Raw genomic sequence first — 16081 nt, forward strand, 5'->3', positions numbered from 1 at the left:
CGAGGGGCGTTCGCGTATGTCCTGCTCGTCTCCGCCTTCGTCGCCCTGCTCCTGGCCGCGGCGGCCCCCGGTTACGCGGTCACCCCGCCCAGCCCGACACCCGGCGCACCCGAGGACGGGCAGGCGTCCCTGAGCACCACCAAGACCAAGCCCGGCGGCATCGTGAAGGTCACCGGTGTCGCGTGGGCGCCCGGCTCGATGGTCAACATCGCGGTGTGCGGCCAGAACGGCCTTGCCGGGACCCGGGCTTGCGCGGTCGCCTCGTCCATGAACGTGCCGGTCGCCACGGCCGGCGAGTTCGCCGTTTCGGTACGGGTCGAACTACCGCCCGTACCCTGCCCGTGCGTCATTCGCGTGGTCACCGTGACCGGCGGACGCGCCCTGGACCGCAGCATTCCCGTGGAGATCGAGGGCGCGCCCTTCGCCGCGATGCAGAACAGCGGCAAGTCGCCCGGTCGGCTCACGTTCATCAAGAGCGAGATGACCGGCAAGGACAACATCTTCACGTGGTTCGGCTCGCCGGTCAGCCGCCGGTTCGAGATCGAGGTCGGCAACATGGGCGAATCGCCCATCGTCAACCCGGTGTTCCGGATCGGCACGTTCGAGGGCGTGTACGCGCCCACCTGGGAGGACAAGACCTGGACCGGCACCATCCTGCCGGGCCAGCGGGTCAACGTCAGCCTCCCCATCGAGCTCAAGCCGCGCCAGCACGGCGAGTTCCGCTACCGCGTGACCTACGACGGCCGGGTGGTCGACGAGATCGGCCTCAAGGTCGGACGCCCTTGGGGTGTCTACCTGTTCGGCGGACTCCTGCTCATCGTGGTGCCGATGACGGTCTGGCGGCTGGGCAGCAGCCTGGTGCGCGCGATCCGGGAGAACCGGTCGGACCGCGCCGTCGAGCGTGACCGCGAGGTCGGCGTGCCCGGTCAGTCGATCATCCGCCGCGCCGAGGCCGACGCGGAGGCCGCCGAGGGCGAACCGGAACCCGAGCCGGAGCGGGCGCGGGAACCCGTCCTGGTGCCGGGCGGCGGCACGCCGATGCGCCGCGTCGAGGAGACGATGGTCGTCGGAGCGCCGCTGTTCGCCCGCCCGAGCAGGGCGCTGCCCGCCGCGGCGCCGACGCCCGAACTGCCTTCGGGGACAAGCGCATCGAGTGCGGACGCCGAAGCCGCGCCGCTGTCCGGTCCCGCGCAGACCGGTGCCGCCCCCGAGTCCGCCGCCGAGGAGACGCGCGTACTGCCGGGACGGCTCGCCGCCGAGGCTCCCGAAGAGGGCGAGGACGCGCCTGGCCTGGTGAGTCCCTCCGACGTCGCGCGCGGACTCGCCTGGGGAGCGGGAGAGGAGCGCGGGTCGTCATGACATATCGGCCCGGGCAGGGGACCGCGGCCTTGCTGGGGACGGTCTTCGCCGTCGCCGTGACCACGGCCGTCCTCGCATCCTTCTTCCTGTTCCCGGGGGGCGGGTGCAACGGGGAGAGCTGCGGCGACGCGTCGGAGCCGACCGTCGTCGCGGTCGGCGAGGTCTCGGCCTCGCCCACCGCCCCGTCCACGACCCCGTCCGGCGGCCCGTCCGGACCGGGCGGGCAACCGACGGGCGGCGCACCGCAGTTGCCCACCGCCGTACCGTCCGCGCCGAGCGACGGCGACCTGCACTTCTCGGCGCAGGTGGACATGCCGCCCGCGCCCGAGGCGCAGACCGCGAACCCCGACGGGGTCAGCGCGGTCATCCACGCGGGACCGCTGCGCGTCCTGACCCCGTCGAGCGCGGGGTCGGGCTTCCTGAAGGTCGACCGCACGACGAGCACGGCGAAGGGCCGTCTGGACCCGATGCTCGTCCAGGACTTCCGGGGCTCACACTCCGGTTGGACGCTCACCGCCACCATGTCGGACTTCTCGGTCCCGGGAGGCCGGACGCTCGACGCGGACAAACTCGCATGGGAGCCCAAGTGCGGCGCCCATCCGGGCGGCGAGCCCTATCCCAGCACCGCCGTCCCCGGTTCGCCGGTGTCGGCGGGCCGCACCGCCCTCCTGTGCTCGGCCCCCGCGCTGGCGGGGGTCACAGGAGGCCAGTTCGACGTGGGAGCCGACATCCGGCTCCCCGTGCCCGCCGGATCGACGACATCCGGGAGCTACACGGCGACCTTGCTGTTGACCTTGGCCTGACCGGCGCACACCGGTCGGTGACCGAGGCGAAGGGGCAAGTCCCGCCCCGGAGAAGGGAGTACGCAGTCCGATGGCCACGCGGATGAAAAGAGCCGGCCTCGTCGCGGGGGTGAGCGCGGCGTGTGCGGCCGGGGGGATTCTGGCCCTCGGACCGCCGGCGAGCGCCGCGCCCGCGGCGCGCACCGCGACAGTAGTGCTCGACTGCTCCTGGCAGACCGCCACCGGCGGTACGCCGTACGGCCCGGCCTTCAAGCCGAGCCCCGAACTGGTCATGTCCGTGGGCGAGTCCGCCGCGCGGATCGGCACCAAGGCGGACCTGACGGCCAAGGGCAAGGACGGGCCGCTGCTCACGGTCCCGGCCGGGTCCCAGGCCCACAACCTCGCCTACACCGGCGCCTCGCTCACCGCGGACGTCGAGGGCGGCGAGGGCGCCAACGCCTCCGTGACACTCGCCAGTTCCGGCGACGGCAGCACCGTCGGCGCGGACGGCAAGGTGACTGTGGGCACCCTGGCGGGGCAGTTCGACCTGCCGAAGGCCGGTTCGTACGCGGCCGTTCTGAAGTCCCTGAAGCTCTCGTTCGTCGACAAGGGCGACGGCGACAAGGCGCTCACACTCGAATGCGCGGCCGTGAGCACCGCCGGGCGCTGGCCCGCCGTCACCGCGTCGTCCGGCGAATCGCCGTCCAACGGCGGCACGTTGACGCAGGGCGTCAACGTCGACTTCGGCGGCACGCCGACCACGTCCAAGCCGCCGACCGGCACGCCGACCACCGGCAGCCCGACCGGCACCCCCACGACCGCGGCACCCACGACCGCGGCACCCACCACGACTTCCCCGGGCTCGACCGGCGGCCTGGCGCCGACGGGTTCGGGCGGCTCGAAGGTGCTCGCCTTCGCGCTTGTGGCCGCGTCGCTGGTGCTCGGCAGCATCGCGGTGCTCCTGGCCCTTTCGAACCGCCGAAGGAGCCGTCCACTCACCTGACGCTCACTCAGGAATGCGCGGAACAGCGTCAACCAACTTCGGAGATTGGGACTACCACCTCATGATGAGAGTCAACAAGAGAGCCGCCGCATTTCTGGGGGCGGTGACAATAGCCGGAGGCGCGGGCCTGACGGTCCTGGCCCCGGCGGCAACCGCGGCCACGGTGACGGCACAGGCCAAATGCCAGGTGCCGGTTCTCGGTGAGAAGACGGGGCCGCAGGACATCAGTGTGACGCTGACCCCGACGGCCGGACCGGCGGGTATCGAGGTCACCGCCAACGTCGACCTCGGGCCGCCGCCGATCACCGCCCCGGCGGAGTTCAAGGACTCGACGGCCCAGAGCACGCTGCACCTGGAGATGTCGGGTGCTGCCACCGGCACCGTCGATCTGGTCGGGCCCGTGGTCGAGCTGACCATCCCCGCGAACGTGCCGATTGATCCCGAGCCATACACGACGACGTTCACCGTTCCGGCGAGCGCGACGGTTGACGGCACCATCACCTTCACGCCCAAGGGCTCGACGAACGTCACGGTGCTGCCCGGCCTGGGCAAGCAGACCGCGCCCTGCACGTACACCTCCGACGCGGTCGCGACGTACGACGTGAAGCCCGCCGCCGCCCAGCCCGGCACCGTCGTGGTCGCCGAGACCTCGGTCGAGCCGGGCGCCACGGTCACCGTCTCGGGCGAGAACTGGACGGCACCGCTCGGCAAGGTGCAGCTCTGCGACGCGTCCAACGCGTGCAAGGACATCACCGGCGTAACCCGCTCCGAGGCGGACAACAAGATCGCCGGTACGCCGACCATCCCGGCGGACACCGCGGGCGGCAAGTACAAGATCAAGGTCGCCTACGCCGACGGTGTCAGCGCGCTCAGCAACGAGTTCTCCGTGACCGCGCCGGCCATCACGCTCGACCCGGTCGAGGGCCCGGTCGACACCAAGGTGAAGGTCACCGGCAAGGACTTCCCCGCGGGCAAGCCCGTCGAGGTCGTCGGTCTCAAGGGCGACGCCCCGACCGAGGACAAGGCGTCCGGCACGGTCAAGGACGACGGCACCTTCAGCGTCGACCTGACGGTGAAGAACAAGGACACGACCAAGATCAAGGCGACCGCCGACGGCAAGTCCGCGGTCGCGAACTTCAAGGTCACGAGCGACCCCGACCCGACCGACCCGCCGACCACGTCGCCGCCGCCGGTCATCAAGGACCCGAACGGCAAGCCGGTCGAGGTCAAGTACAGCTGCCTGACCGCGGACAGCCCGATCGACTCCGCCAAGGGCCCGTTCGAGGCGACGCGCGAGATCACCATCCTGCTGCCGTCGGCCGGCGACCCGAACGAAGAGGTCGACGTCAGCGCGTCGTTCAAGGACGACGTGGTCGGCGACATGCCCAACATCCCGGTTCCCAACGTCCAGCTCACCATCACCCCGACGCTTGACATCAAGGTGACCGACGACGCGGGCGGCACCGGCAAGATCACGCTGACCGCGGCCAGCCCGCCGCCGATCCCGCTGGAGCCGGGCAAGCCGATGAAGGCCGGTCCGTTCACCGGCAAGTTCAAGATCCCCGGCGGCGGCCTGTTCTCCTTCTTCCCGGGTGAACTGCGCATCACGACCGCCACCAACATCGTTCCTCAGCCGACGCACACCGTGTGCACCCTCAAGAACGACCCGGCCGCCTCGGCCACCCTCAAGGCCGAGGGCGCGCGCGGCCAACTCCCCAGCAGCAACGGCGGTACCACGAGCGGTACGACCGGAGGCAACGGCGCCGCGAGCGGCGACCTGGCCAAGACCGGTTCGGGCGGCTCCACCCTCGGCGCGTTCGCGCTCGTCGCCGGCACCACGGTGCTCGCGTCGGTCGGCGTGCTGCTGCTCATCACGCGCCGCCGCCGCGCCGTCGCCGGAAGCTGACGCGACGGACGGACGAACTCCGAGATGAGTGACACCGCATGACGCCGAAAGGCTAGGAAGGGTCCTTCTCCCGGGATCTCCCGGGAGAAGGACCCCTTCGCGTACTGTGCCTCCCGGGAAGATCCCGCGAGCGGCAAGTGGTCAGGCGCACAACGATGAAGGGACCGCGATTTCCGATGGCTCGACGTATCGCCAGAGCCGGTTTCGCCCTGGGACTGTCGTCCGCGACCCTTGCCGCCTCGGTGGTGGGACTCGCCCCGCCCGCGTCCGCCGGCACGGTGGGCATGCAGGTCAACTGCCAGCTCCCGCTCGACCAACCCTCCGCCACCGGCGAGCAGTTGGTGACCCTTGAGGGCCCCGCCGAGGCGGTCCGGCCCGGTGCCAAGGTCAAGATCCGGGTGACGCTGGGCCCCACCATCGCCACCAGCCCGATCCCGCTGCCCGGCACCCCGCTCACCCCGTCCATCGACCTGACGATGACCGGCGGCGCGACCGGGACCGTACGCCTGCTCGGGCCGCAGATGCTGGTCGACATCCCCGGGCACCCGAACCAGATCGTCGTGCCGCCCTACGAGGGCGAGTTGACGATCCCGATAGAGGCCGGCGGCGACATCTCGCTGACCCCGGGGAAGATGGTCACCAACACCTCGGTCTTCGGCGTGCAGACCACGACGTGCACGCCGATCGCCCCGGTCGAGGTGTCCACCGTCGTCAAGATCACCGCGCAGGACCCGCCGGTCGGCCCCGCGCAGGGCCCTGCGGGCTCCACCGGCCAGGAGGCGCCGCAGAGCATCGTCCCGGCCGCCCCGCCCAGCGACCTCCCGGCGTTCGGTACGGCGACCGCGACCGCCCCCGACGAGCCCGAGCCGTCCAGCGCCACCATCAAGGCCGAGGGCTCGTCCGCCTCGTCGGATGACGGGATGTCCGGCGCCGCGGTCTTCGGTATCGCGGCGGGTGCGCTGGTGCTGCTGATGGCCGTCGTCACGATGCTCATGTCCTGGCGCCGCCACACCGAGGACGACTGACCCGGGCGACTGCCCCGGCCCCGGGCAATTGCCCGCAGAGAAAGCGGCACGCGGTTGGAATTCCGCGCTGCCGCTTTGTCATGCGCTTTTCGATCGACCCGTCGCCGGTGATTCCGAGCGTTCTCCGGCTCCCGGCCCCACGCATTAATCGGTAACAGGTTCCACCTGTCCGGTAACCCCGCCGCCACTCTCCGGCGCCGGACGCCCACGCCGACCGCGGCGCCCCGGGCCGTCCGCAACCGCGAGCCTCCTGGGGCCGTGATCCTCCGGAGCCTACGCCGGACGGCCCGCCCCGCGGTCGTTCGTCAGGCTGCCCACCTCGCCCGTACGCCCGCCGCGGGCGCGTGTCCGAAACCGCCCGGTAACCCGCTTCGACCGCACTTCTCCGGGACAGGTACGGGACCAGCGGGCTGATGGGTTCTACGATCGGGCCATGACCCGCGTACTGCTCGCCGAGGACGACGCCTCAATTTCCGAGCCCCTGGCACGCGCGCTGCGCCGCGAGGGCTATGACGTCGAGGTGCGTGAGGACGGACCCACGGCCTTGGAGTGTGCCGCACAGAGCGGGGTCGACCTGCTCGTGCTGGACCTCGGGCTGCCCGGGATGGACGGCCTGGAGGTTTGCAGACGACTGCGCGCCGAAGGGCACGGGTTCCCGGTCCTCGTGCTCACCGCACGCGCCGACGAGGTCGACACGGTCGTCGGCCTGGACGCCGGCGCCGACGACTACGTCACCAAACCGTTCCGCCTGGCCGAACTGCTGGCGCGCGTCCGTGCGCTGCTGCGGCGCGGCGCCGCCGAGGTGGGCCAGGGGGTGCACGGCGTCCGGATCGACGTCGACTCGCACCGGGCCTGGATCGGCGACGAGGAACTCCAGCTCACCGCGAAGGAGTTCGACCTGCTCCGCGTCCTGGTCCGGGACGCCGGCCGGGTGGTGACGCGAGACCAGCTCATGCGCGAGGTGTGGGACACCACCTGGTGGAGCTCCACCAAGACCCTCGACATGCACATCTCCTGGCTCCGCAAGAAACTCGGGGACGACGCCGGGAACCCGCGCTACATCACCACCGTGCGCGGCGTCGGATTCCGTTTCGAGAAGAGCTAGCCGGCGGGGAAGGAACTCGGAACGGCCGTATCTGTGCGTCGCAGGCTCATCAACGCCACCCTGGGCGTCGTGCTCGTCGTGGTGGCCGTGCTCGGAATCCCGCTGGCCTTCGTGGAGACCAACGCGATCGAGACCACCGCGCGCGACAACCTCAAGGCCGACGCGGCGCGCCTCCTGGAGACCGTCGAACTGCGCCTGGCGGCCGGCGAGGAACCGGACACCGCGCTGCTCGCCCGCCAGGTCACCGCGCCGCGGTACGCCACCATCACCATCCCGGGCCGCCCTGTGCTGGCCTTCGGCAGCAAGCCCAAGGGGAAGTCGTTCGACGTCACGATGAGCGGGGCGTTCGGCGAACGGGTGACCGTCTCGGAGTCCCGCGCCCGGGTCACCCGCGAGGTCCGCGAGTCGCTGCTGCTGATCCTCGGTGTGGCCCTGCTGGCGGTGGCCGCGGCCGCCGCCCTCGCCGTGTGGCAGGCCCGGCGGCTCGCCCGTCCGCTGACCGACCTCGCCGAGACCGCGGAACGCCTCGGCTCCGGCGACCCGCGGCCCCGGCAGCGCCGGTACGACGTACCCGAGCTGGACCGGGTGGCCGAGGTGCTGGACCAGAGCGCCGAGCGCATCGCCCGCATGCTGACCGCCGAGCGCCGCCTGGCCGCCGACGCGTCCCACCAACTGCGCACCCCGCTGACCGCGCTGTCGATGCGGTTGGAGGAGATCATCGCGACCGAGGACCCGGGGACCGTCAAGGAGGAGGCGGCCATCGCCCTGTCGCAGGTGGAACGCCTCACCGACGTGGTAGAGCGGCTGCTGACCAGCACCCGGCGCGGGGCGGCGGGTCGGGACCCGCGTACCGCGTCGGCGGTGACCGTCCGCGTCGACGACGTCGTGCGGCAGCAGGTGGACGAGTGGCGCCCCGCGGTGGCGAGCGCGCACCGGGTGATCCGGGTCGCGGGCGAGCAGGGGCTGGTGGCCGTCGCGACGCCCGGCGCGCTGGCCCAGGTGCTCGCGACGCTGCTGGAGAACGCGCTGATGCACGGGGACGGCACGGTGACGATCCGGACCCGGCGTACCGGCACCTCGGTCGTCGTCGAGGTCGAGGACGAGGGCGCCGGCGTCTCGGACGTGCTGGGCGCCCGCGTCTTCGAGCGCGCGGTGAGCGGGCGGAACTCGACCGGCCTGGGTCTCGCGGTGGCCCGCGACCTGGCGGAGGCCGACGGAGGCCGTCTGGAGCTGCTCCAGCTCCGTCCGCCGGTGTTCGCGGTCTTCCTGGCCGCCTTCCCCACGGAAGGCGCGGAGAAGGACGACTGAGGATCCTGAGGGGGTCCTGCGTTGCGCCCCGGGCGCAGAGGCGGCCCGGGTGCAGAGGCGCCCCGGGACCGAGGCGGCCCGGGGACCGGGATGACCGGGGACCGGGGCGATCGAGTGGTCGGCGGGAGGCCGGGGCGGTGCCCGCCGATCAGCGCCCGGTGGGCGCCGACTCCTCCTCGACCAGCCGTGCCGCCTCGCGGTCCAGCTCCGCGGCCGCCTGGGTGCCGGTGAAGACCCACGTCCGGTACGACCAGAACCGGAACAGCGTGCCGATCGGCAGCCCGATAGCGTAGTTGGCGATGTTGTTCGCCAGCACGCTGGTGAACCCGAGCGCGTAGTTCGAGATCGCCACGACGCCCGCGGTCAGGCCCATGCCGACGCCGCTGAACACCAGGAACAGCAGCAGCTCGCGCCGCCGGTCCTCGGAGCCGCGGTGCCGGTACGCCCAGTAGCGGTTGCCCAGGTAGTTGACCGCGATCGCGGCCGCCGTCGCGATGATCGTCGACCGCACGGGGGCCAGGTCGAGGTGGTTGAGGCAGACGTTCAGCACGACGACGTTGACGACGACGCCGAAGCCGCCGACCGCGCCGAACTTCAGGAGCTCGTGCACCAGGTGGCGGAAACGCCCGTAGGCGGAGGACAAGCGCTTGATCATGAGGTACCGCCGGCGTTGGACATCGCGGGCTCCGTCGTGGCCGAGGCCTCCGACTGCTTGTGCTTGAACACGAAGGTACGGAACGCCCAGAACCGGAAGAGAGTGCCCAGGGCCATACCTACGATGTTGCCCGAGATGTTGTCCGCCAGCGTGCTGGTGTAGCCGAGCAGGTTGTTCGAGACGAAGACGCAACTTGCCTGGATCCCCGCCGCAATGGCGCTGAACACGAAGAACATCGTGTATTCGCGGGTGACGCCGGTGCGCTCGCGGTGGCGGTACGTCCAATAGCGGTTGCCCACGTACGCGACGATCGTCGCCGGGACCGACGAGATCACCTTCGAGACGACCGCGTCGAGGCCGAGGTACAGGCACAGGTTGAATACCGCGACGTCCACGGCGTAGGCCAGACCGCCCGCCACGAGGAATTGCGCGACCTCGGTGCGGATGCGGGCGATGCGCCCCGGCTCGGCTTTCGGTTCCGCGGGGGCGGCGCTCACCGGCTCTCCTGACTGCGCCTCGGGCACACATGGCTGTATGGACGACTCACCTCACGAGGGTAGCCGCTGTCCCGGCCCGGCTTCCTGAGCGGGGGACCGACCTGTTGCACAGTCTTTACACGTTCCTCGGCATGACTTGCCCTGGTGCCCGTTCCGCCCCGATACGCCCCCACGTCCCACCGGCACCGCCCGTGACGGCCGAAACCCCGGCGCCGGGACGCCCGACCGGTCACGCGCCGACCACGCGGCCGACCACGCACGGACCACTTCGGGTGGCCGGATACCCTTGGTGCCCGTGACATACCCGATCGTCGGCATGGTCGGCGGCGGCCAGCTCGCCCGCATGACCCAACAGGCCGCAATCCCCCTCGGCGTCCGCTTCCGCGTCCTCGCGTCCGCACCCGACGAGTCCGCGGCCCAGGTGGTCGCCGACGCGTTCCTCGGGGACGAGGCGGACCTGGACGACCTGCGCGACTTCGCCCGCTCGTGCGACGTGGTGACGTTCGACCACGAGCAGGTCCCGACCGAATTCCTGCGCGCCCTGGAGGCCGAGGGCATCGTTGTGCGCCCCGGCCCCGACGCGCTGGTGCACGCGCAGGACAAGGGCGTGATGCGCGAGCGCCTGGCCGCGATCGGCGTGCCCTGCCCGCGGAACCGCATCGTCGCCGACCCCGCCGACGTCGCCGCCTTCGCGGACGAGGTCGGCGGCTGGCCGGTGGTGCTCAAGACCACGCGCGGCGGCTACGACGGCAAGGGCGTGTGGGTGGTCCGCGACGCCGCGGGGGCGGAGGCGCCGTTCAAGGCCGGTGTGCCGGTGCTCGCCGAGGAGAAGGTCGACTTCGCCCGCGAGCTGGCCGCCTGCGTCGTACGCTCGCCGCACGGTCAGGCCGTCGCCTACCCCGTCGTCGAGTCGATCCAGGTGGACGGCATCTGCCACGAGGTCATCGCACCGGCCCCCGACCTGCCCGAGGACCGCGCGGTCGAGGCGCAGCGCATCGCCCTGAGCATCGCGGGGGAGCTGGACGTCACCGGCCACCTCGCGGTCGAGCTGTTCGAGACGCGCGACGGCCGCATCCTGGTCAACGAGCTGGCCATGCGGCCGCACAATTCCGGCCACTGGACCATCGACGGGGCCGTGACGTCGCAGTTCGAGAACCACCTGCGGGCCGTCCTGGACCTGCCGCTCGGCGACCCCCGGGCCCGCGCCAAGTGGACCGTCATGGTCAACGTGCTCGGCGGCGACTACCCCGACATGTACCACGCGTACCTGCACGTCATGGCCCGCGATCCGGGCGTGAAGGTCCACATGTACGGCAAGGACGTCAAGCCGGGCCGCAAGGTCGGCCACGTCACCGTCTGCGGCGACGACCTGGACGACGTGCGCGCGCGTGCCGACCACGCCGCGGCCTATCTGCGAGGGAGCATCACCGAATGACGGCACAGACCGCCGGGTCCCCGGTTGTCGGGATCGTGATGGGCTCGGACTCGGACTGGCCGGTGATGAAGGCGGCCGCCGAGGTCATGGAAGAGTTCGGCATCGCGTACGAGGCCGACGTCGTCTCGGCGCACCGCATGCCGCGCGAGATGGTCGCGTACGGCGAGAACGCCGCCGGGCGCGGCCTGAAGGTGATCATCGCGGGCGCGGGCGGCGCCGCCCACCTGCCGGGCATGCTCGCGTCCGTGACCCCGCTGCCGGTCATCGGCGTGCCGGTGCCGCTGAAGTACCTCGACGGCATGGACTCGCTGCTGTCCATCGTGCAGATGCCCGCGGGCGTGCCGGTCGCGACCGTCTCGGTGGCCGGCGCCCGCAACGCGGGCCTGCTGGCGGTACGCATGCTCGCCGCCCACGATCCCGTGCTGCTGGACCGCATGACCGCGTTCCAGGCGGACCTGAACGCGCAGGCGACCGAAAAGGGCCGCAAACTGCGCGAGGAAGCCGGGCGCTGAGACTTTCCGCGGGCTTTGCGGTCGCGGTCGCGGGCTGCCGCCGAGGCGCCGCACGGTCCGAGGGCCCGCCCCGACGCCGGGGGCGGGTCAGACGGCCGCGCTGGCCAGGCCGATGCGCTGGAGGGTGACCGCCGCGCAACGGTCCATCACCATGTCGAGCCCGGCGGCCGTGGTGCGCTCGTACGCGGCCAGGTCCACCACGTCGAGCTGGAACCACACCGCCTTGGCGCCGATCTTGACGGCCTGGTCGGCGATGTCGCCGGCGGTCGCGGAGTTGACGAAGACCTCGACGACGTCGACCGGGAACGGGATGTCCGCGAGCGACGCGTAGCCGCGTTCGCCGTGCACCGTCTCCGCCCGAGGGTGGACCGGCACGATGCGCTTGCCCCATTGCTGGAGGTGGGCGGCCACCCCGAAGGCCGCGCGGTGGGAGTTGGTGCTGAGCCCGACCACGGCCCAGGTGCGGTGGGAGAGGATGCGCCGGATGGTCGCGTCGTCGCCGTACGGCATGCTGTGCCCCTCACGGTGTTGGGGATCGGTTGGGGATCGTGCGCCGCTTCGCTCGCACTCCATCGTGCGCTTCGGCAGCTTGCGGGTCGAGGGCGGAACCGCAGGATTCGCGGGGGTTTTACCGGCCGGAAACAGACGCGTCAGGCGCCGATCAGCCGGGGCCACTCGATGGCCGGGCAGCGGTCGACGACCACTTGGAGCCCCTCGTCGAGGGCGAGCTTGATCGCGTCCTCGTTGACGACGTCAAGCTGGTACCAGATCGCCTTCGCGCCGACGGCCGCGGCCTGCGCGGTCACCGGCCCGGCGAGGTCGGCGTTGACGAACACGTCGACGACGTCGACCGGGAACGGGATCTCCTCCAGCAGCGCGTAGCCCTGCTCGCCGTGGACCGCCTCGGCCTTCGGATGGACCGGCACGATCCGCTTGTCGTGGCCCTTGAGGAACCCCGAGACGCCCCAGGCGGGGCGGGCCATGTTCCCGCTCAGGCCGACCACGGCCCAGGTGCGGTGGGCGATCAGGAAATCCCGGATCGCCTGATCGTCGGTGATGACCCCGTCAGCGACATATGCCATGCGGCCCATCGTGCCCTGCGGACCGCCGTCCCACCACAGGACGGCGCGTGGTCAGGGCCGTCCGAGTGCCCGGAAGGTCCATCCCGCGGCCCGCCAGCGCGGCGCGTCGAGGGCGTTGCGGCCGTCGATGATGTGGCGCGCGGCCACCACCGAGCCCAGCTCCACCGGGTCGATGTCGCGGAACTCGCGCCACTCGGTCAGGTGAAGGACGACGTGTGCACCGCGGGCGGCGTCGAAGGCGGTGTCGGCGTACGCGAGACCCGGGTACATCTTGCGGGCGTTGTCGGTCGCCTTCGGGTCGTAGACGGTCACCTCGCCGCCCTGGAGTTGGACCTGGGCGGCGACGTTGAGGGCCGGCGAGTCGCGGATGTCGTCGGACTCCGGCTTGAACGCGGCACCGAGCACCGCCACCCGGCGGCCCAGGAAACCGCCGCCGCACGCCTCGCGGGCCAGGTCGACCATCTTGAAGCGGCGGCGCATGTTGATCGCGTCGACCTCGCGCAGGAAGGTCAGCGCCTGGTCGACGCCCAGTTCGCCGGCCCGGGCCATGAAGGCGCGGATGTCCTTGGGCAGGCAGCCGCCGCCGAAGCCGAGCCCGGCGTTGAGGAAGAGGCCCCCGATGCGGGGGTCGTACGACAGCGCCTCGGACAGCTGCGTGACGTCGGCCCCGGCCGCCTCGCACACCTCGGCCATGGCGTTGATGAACGAGATCTTGGTGGAGAGGAAGGCGTTCGCGGAGACCTTGACCAGCTCGCTGGTGGCGAAGTCGGTGACGAGGAAGGGGACGCCGGCGTCGAGCAGCGGGGCGTACACCTCGCGCAGGCGGGCCTCGGCGGCCTCGGAGCGTACGCCGACCACCAGGCGGTCGGGCCGCAGCGTGTCCTTGATGGCGTGTCCCTCGCGCAGGAACTCGGGGTTCCACGCGAGCTCGGCGGCTTCGCCGACGGGGGCGCGGGCGCTCAGGCGCTCGGCGAGGCGGGCTGCGGTGCCGACCGGGACGGTCGACTTGCCGACCACGAGGCAGGGCCGCACCAGGTGCGGGGCGAGGGCGTCGATCGCCTGGTCGAGGTAGCGCGTGTCGGCCGCGAACTCGCCTTTGAGCTGCGGGGTTCCGACGCAGACGAAGTGCACGTCACCGAAGGCCGCGGCCTCTTCGGCGGACGTCGTGAAGCGCAGGCGGCCGGACGCGAGGTGCGGGGCGATCAGCTCTTCGAGGCCCGGTTCGTAGAAGGGGACGCGTCCCGCCTGGAGGTCGGCGACCTTGTCGGGGTCGACGTCGACGCCGATCACCTCGTAGCCCAGCTCGGCCATGCAGGCGGCATGTGTCGCGCCCAGGTAGCCGGTGCCGATCACGGTGATGCGGGGCGTGATGCGGGGCGCGGATGCCACACCGCCTCCATACGTTGTCGGTTGTCGAGTGTCCGTTGCCGGAACCGCCGGTCGGATCGGCCGGTCGAGCCCGGTCGAAAACGCCGTCGTGCCTACCCGGGATGGTAGTCGTCCGCCGCGTACCGCACGGGCGGTCGGCGTATGCCCGCCCTTCGCATGATCGTCGTAGAATCTTCCACACAGGTTGCTACTGACGAGTAACAAAGGTCTTGGCGTCAAGGCTCGGGAACAAGCCCGGCGCGAGAGTCGGCATGCGAGTCGGCGCAAGATTGAGCACAGACTCGGGACAAGAGAGGCGGGCCCGCACGTGGCTGGACGAGGCGACTTCGATTTGTTTCGCATCGGTGAGGAGCACGAGATGCTCCGGAGTTCGGTGCGGGCGTTGGCGGAGGCGAGGATCGCGCCGTATGCGGCCGAGGTGGACGAGCAGGGCCGTTTCCCGCAGGAGGCGTTGGACGCGCTGACCGCGAGCGATCTGCATGCGGTGCACGTGCCGGAGGCGTACGGCGGGTCGGGCGCGGATGCGCTGGCGACGGTGATCGTGATCGAGGAGGTGGCGCGGGTGTGTGCGTCGTCCTCGTTGATCCCGGCGGTCAACAAGCTGGGCACGATGCCGCTGATGCTGTCGGGGTCGGAGGAGTTGAAGAAGCGGTACCTGGCGCCGGTCGCGCGGGGGGAGGCGATGTTCTCGTACTGCCTCTCCGAGCCGGAGGCCGGCTCCGACGCCGCGGGGATGAAGACCCGGGCGGTCCGCGACGGCGACTTCTACGTGCTGGACGGCGTCAAGCGGTGGATCACCAACGCGGGGGTGTCCGAGTACTACACCGTGATGGCGGTCACCGACCCCGAGAAGCGCTCGCGCGGCATCTCGGCCTTCGTCGTGGAGAAGTCCGACGCGGGGGTCTCCTTCGGCGCGCCGGAGAAGAAGCTCGGTATCAAGGGCTCCCCGACGCGCGAGGTCTACCTCGACAACGTGCGCATCCCCGCGTCCCGCATGATCGGGGCGCAGGGCACCGGCTTCGCCACCGCGATGACCACCCTCGACCACACCCGCGTCACCATCGCCGCGCAGGCGCTGGGCATCGCGCAGGGCGCGCTGGACTACGCGAAGGGCTACGTCACCGAGCGCAGGCAGTTCGGCAAGCCGGTCGCCGACTTCCAGGGCGTGCAGTTCATGCTCGCCGACATGGCCATGAAACTGGAGGCCGCCCGCGCGCTGACGTACCAGGCCGCGGCGAAGTCCGAGCGCGGCGACGGCGACCTGACCTTCTTCGGCGCCGCCGCCAAGTGCTACGCCTCGGACGCCGCCATGGAGATCACCGTCGACGCCGTCCAACTCCTGGGCGGCTACGGCTACACGCGCGACTACCCGGTCGAACGCATGATGCGCGACGCCAAGATCACCCAGATCTACGAGGGCACGAACCAGGTCCAGCGCATCGTCATGGCCCGCAACCTCCCGAAGTAGACGGCCTTCGCGGGTAGCGGGCTTTGGCCGGGTGGGGGGAAGTTGCACGCCTGCAACCGCAATCGCCGCTGCCTCGCGTTTTGGGGCCGGCCGGTGGTCAGCCCCACAACAACGCTGCGGGTCGATGAAGTCGGGGCGTTTGGGGCGGGGCTGCTCGGTGACCGTGGGGCGCCTGCGGCTCGGCGCGCTTCAACAGCGCTGCGGGTCGATGAAGTCGGGGCGTTTGGGGCGGGGCTGCTCGCTGACCGTGGGGCGCCCGCGGCTCGGCCGCTTCAACCACCCTGCGGGTCGATGAAGTTGGGGCGTTTGGGGCGGGGCTGCTCGGTGACCGTGGGGCGCCCGCGGCTCGGCCGCTTCAACAACCTTGCGGGGTGGTGGAGTTGGGTGGTTGGTGGCCGGGGGCCTGATGGCGGGAGTGCGGACCGCGGGAACGCGCAGGTCGGATGGGCTGGTGCGGGCAGGAGTTGCAGGCGGCTGCTTTGGTCGGAGCGCTGCGGCTGGGGGGTGGGGGCGCGCGGTGTCCGCGGGGTGTCCGCTGGTCGGCCTGCTTCAACC

15 protein-coding genes are annotated in these 16081 nt (G+C 71.5%); 10 read left to right on the forward strand and 5 right to left on the reverse strand.

What is annotated here, in order from left to right; genetic code table 11:
• The 7 genes from ACRX5S_RS34970 to ACRX5S_RS35000 all read left to right on the forward strand — a co-directional run.
• Nucleotides 1-1359: hypothetical protein (locus tag ACRX5S_RS34970; RefSeq protein WP_436777241.1), on the forward strand; the 1359-nt coding region annotated here is incomplete at its 5' end.
• Nucleotides 1356-2162 carry a WxL domain-containing protein gene (locus tag ACRX5S_RS34975; protein WP_436777242.1) on the forward strand — a complete coding sequence of 269 codons (807 nt, stop codon included), beginning with the start codon at nucleotides 1356-1358 and terminating at the stop codon, nucleotides 2160-2162. The genes ACRX5S_RS34970 and ACRX5S_RS34975, both read left to right, overlap by 4 nt.
• Nucleotides 2163-2232: 70 nt before the next feature.
• Nucleotides 2233-3144 (forward strand): hypothetical protein, encoded by a 912-nt coding sequence (locus ACRX5S_RS34980; protein ID WP_436777243.1) that lies wholly within the window; start codon nucleotides 2233-2235, stop codon nucleotides 3142-3144.
• 61 nt (nucleotides 3145-3205) lie between these two features.
• Nucleotides 3206-5050 (forward strand): hypothetical protein, encoded by a 1845-nt coding sequence (locus ACRX5S_RS34985; protein ID WP_436777244.1) that lies wholly within the window; start codon nucleotides 3206-3208, stop codon nucleotides 5048-5050.
• A 176-nt stretch (nucleotides 5051-5226) separates the two neighbouring features.
• Nucleotides 5227-6075: a hypothetical protein gene (locus ACRX5S_RS34990; RefSeq protein ID WP_436777245.1), complete on the forward strand. Its 849-nt coding sequence runs from the start codon at nucleotides 5227-5229 to the stop codon at nucleotides 6073-6075.
• A 433-nt stretch (nucleotides 6076-6508) separates the two neighbouring features.
• Nucleotides 6509-7180 carry a response regulator transcription factor gene (locus tag ACRX5S_RS34995; protein ID WP_436777246.1) on the forward strand — a complete coding sequence of 224 codons (672 nt, stop codon included), beginning with the start codon at nucleotides 6509-6511 and terminating at the stop codon, nucleotides 7178-7180.
• Nucleotides 7181-7213: 33 nt separating this feature from the next.
• Nucleotides 7214-8488 (forward strand): ATP-binding protein, encoded by a 1275-nt coding sequence (locus ACRX5S_RS35000; protein WP_436777247.1) that lies wholly within the window; start codon nucleotides 7214-7216, stop codon nucleotides 8486-8488.
• 148 nt (nucleotides 8489-8636) lie between these two features.
• Here ACRX5S_RS35000 and ACRX5S_RS35005 read toward each other — a convergent pair whose 3' ends face one another.
• Together ACRX5S_RS35005 and ACRX5S_RS35010 are read right to left on the reverse strand one after the other, a co-directional pair.
• Entirely contained in the window at nucleotides 8637-9131 is a 495-nt protein-coding gene (locus ACRX5S_RS35005) for a GtrA family protein (protein WP_436777248.1), read from the reverse strand.
• Nucleotides 9132-9139: 8 nt separating this feature from the next.
• A complete protein-coding gene (locus ACRX5S_RS35010) occupies nucleotides 9140-9640 on the reverse strand; it encodes a GtrA family protein (RefSeq protein ID WP_436777249.1) in 501 nt (166 codons plus the stop codon).
• Nucleotides 9641-9935: 295 nt separating this feature from the next.
• Here ACRX5S_RS35010 and ACRX5S_RS35015 point away from each other — a divergent pair, with 295 nt between their 5' ends.
• Nucleotides 9936-11075 carry a 5-(carboxyamino)imidazole ribonucleotide synthase gene (locus ACRX5S_RS35015; protein WP_436777250.1) on the forward strand — a complete coding sequence of 380 codons (1140 nt, stop codon included), beginning with the start codon at nucleotides 9936-9938 and terminating at the stop codon, nucleotides 11073-11075.
• Nucleotides 11072-11587 (forward strand): 5-(carboxyamino)imidazole ribonucleotide mutase, encoded by a 516-nt coding sequence (gene purE, locus ACRX5S_RS35020; protein WP_436777251.1) that lies wholly within the window; start codon nucleotides 11072-11074, stop codon nucleotides 11585-11587. Before ACRX5S_RS35015 ends, purE begins: the two co-directional genes overlap by 4 nt.
• Before the next feature lie 87 nt (nucleotides 11588-11674).
• On the opposite strand, the gene ACRX5S_RS35025 is transcribed toward purE, so the two are convergent.
• The 3 genes from ACRX5S_RS35025 to ACRX5S_RS35035 form a co-directional block, all read right to left on the reverse strand.
• The gene (locus tag ACRX5S_RS35025; RefSeq protein ID WP_436777252.1) at nucleotides 11675-12097 is read right to left on the reverse strand and encodes a CoA-binding protein; all 423 of its coding nucleotides are present in this window, start codon (nucleotides 12095-12097) and stop codon (nucleotides 11675-11677) included.
• A 140-nt stretch (nucleotides 12098-12237) separates the two neighbouring features.
• The gene (locus ACRX5S_RS35030) at nucleotides 12238-12669 is read right to left on the reverse strand and encodes a CoA-binding protein (protein ID WP_436777253.1); all 432 of its coding nucleotides are present in this window, start codon (nucleotides 12667-12669) and stop codon (nucleotides 12238-12240) included.
• 51 nt (nucleotides 12670-12720) lie between these two features.
• Nucleotides 12721-14040, reverse strand: coding sequence for a UDP-glucose dehydrogenase family protein (locus tag ACRX5S_RS35035; RefSeq protein WP_436777313.1), 1320 nt, complete (start codon nucleotides 14038-14040; stop codon nucleotides 12721-12723).
• 325 nt (nucleotides 14041-14365) lie between these two features.
• Here ACRX5S_RS35035 and ACRX5S_RS35040 point away from each other — a divergent pair, with 325 nt between their 5' ends.
• A complete protein-coding gene (locus ACRX5S_RS35040) occupies nucleotides 14366-15526 on the forward strand; it encodes an acyl-CoA dehydrogenase family protein (RefSeq protein ID WP_436777254.1) in 1161 nt (386 codons plus the stop codon).
• Nucleotides 15527-16081: the final 555 nt, after the last annotated feature.

It is taken from the genome of Yinghuangia sp. YIM S09857 (assembly GCF_051388915.1).
Taxonomy (GTDB): domain Bacteria; phylum Actinomycetota; class Actinomycetes; order Streptomycetales; family Streptomycetaceae; genus Yinghuangia.

What these genes read in the sequence shown, in the direction of transcription:
- ACRX5S_RS34990 (WP_436777245.1), top strand. Translation starts at nt 5,227, where the DNA reads ATGGCTCGACGTATCGCCAGAGCCGGTTTCGCCCTGGGACTGTCGTCC.
- ACRX5S_RS34980 (WP_436777243.1), top strand. Translation starts at nt 2,233, where the DNA reads ATGGCCACGCGGATGAAAAGAGCCGGCCTCGTCGCGGGGGTGAGCGCG.
- purE (WP_436777251.1), top strand. Translation starts at nt 11,072, where the DNA reads ATGACGGCACAGACCGCCGGGTCCCCGGTTGTCGGGATCGTGATGGGC.
- ACRX5S_RS35025 (WP_436777252.1), bottom strand. Translation starts at nt 12,097, where the DNA reads ATGCCGTACGGCGACGACGCGACCATCCGGCGCATCCTCTCCCACCGC.
- ACRX5S_RS34995 (WP_436777246.1), top strand. Translation starts at nt 6,509, where the DNA reads ATGACCCGCGTACTGCTCGCCGAGGACGACGCCTCAATTTCCGAGCCC.
- ACRX5S_RS35030 (WP_436777253.1), bottom strand. Translation starts at nt 12,669, where the DNA reads ATGGCATATGTCGCTGACGGGGTCATCACCGACGATCAGGCGATCCGG.
- ACRX5S_RS34985 (WP_436777244.1), top strand. Translation starts at nt 3,206, where the DNA reads ATGATGAGAGTCAACAAGAGAGCCGCCGCATTTCTGGGGGCGGTGACA.
- ACRX5S_RS34975 (WP_436777242.1), top strand. Translation starts at nt 1,356, where the DNA reads ATGACATATCGGCCCGGGCAGGGGACCGCGGCCTTGCTGGGGACGGTC.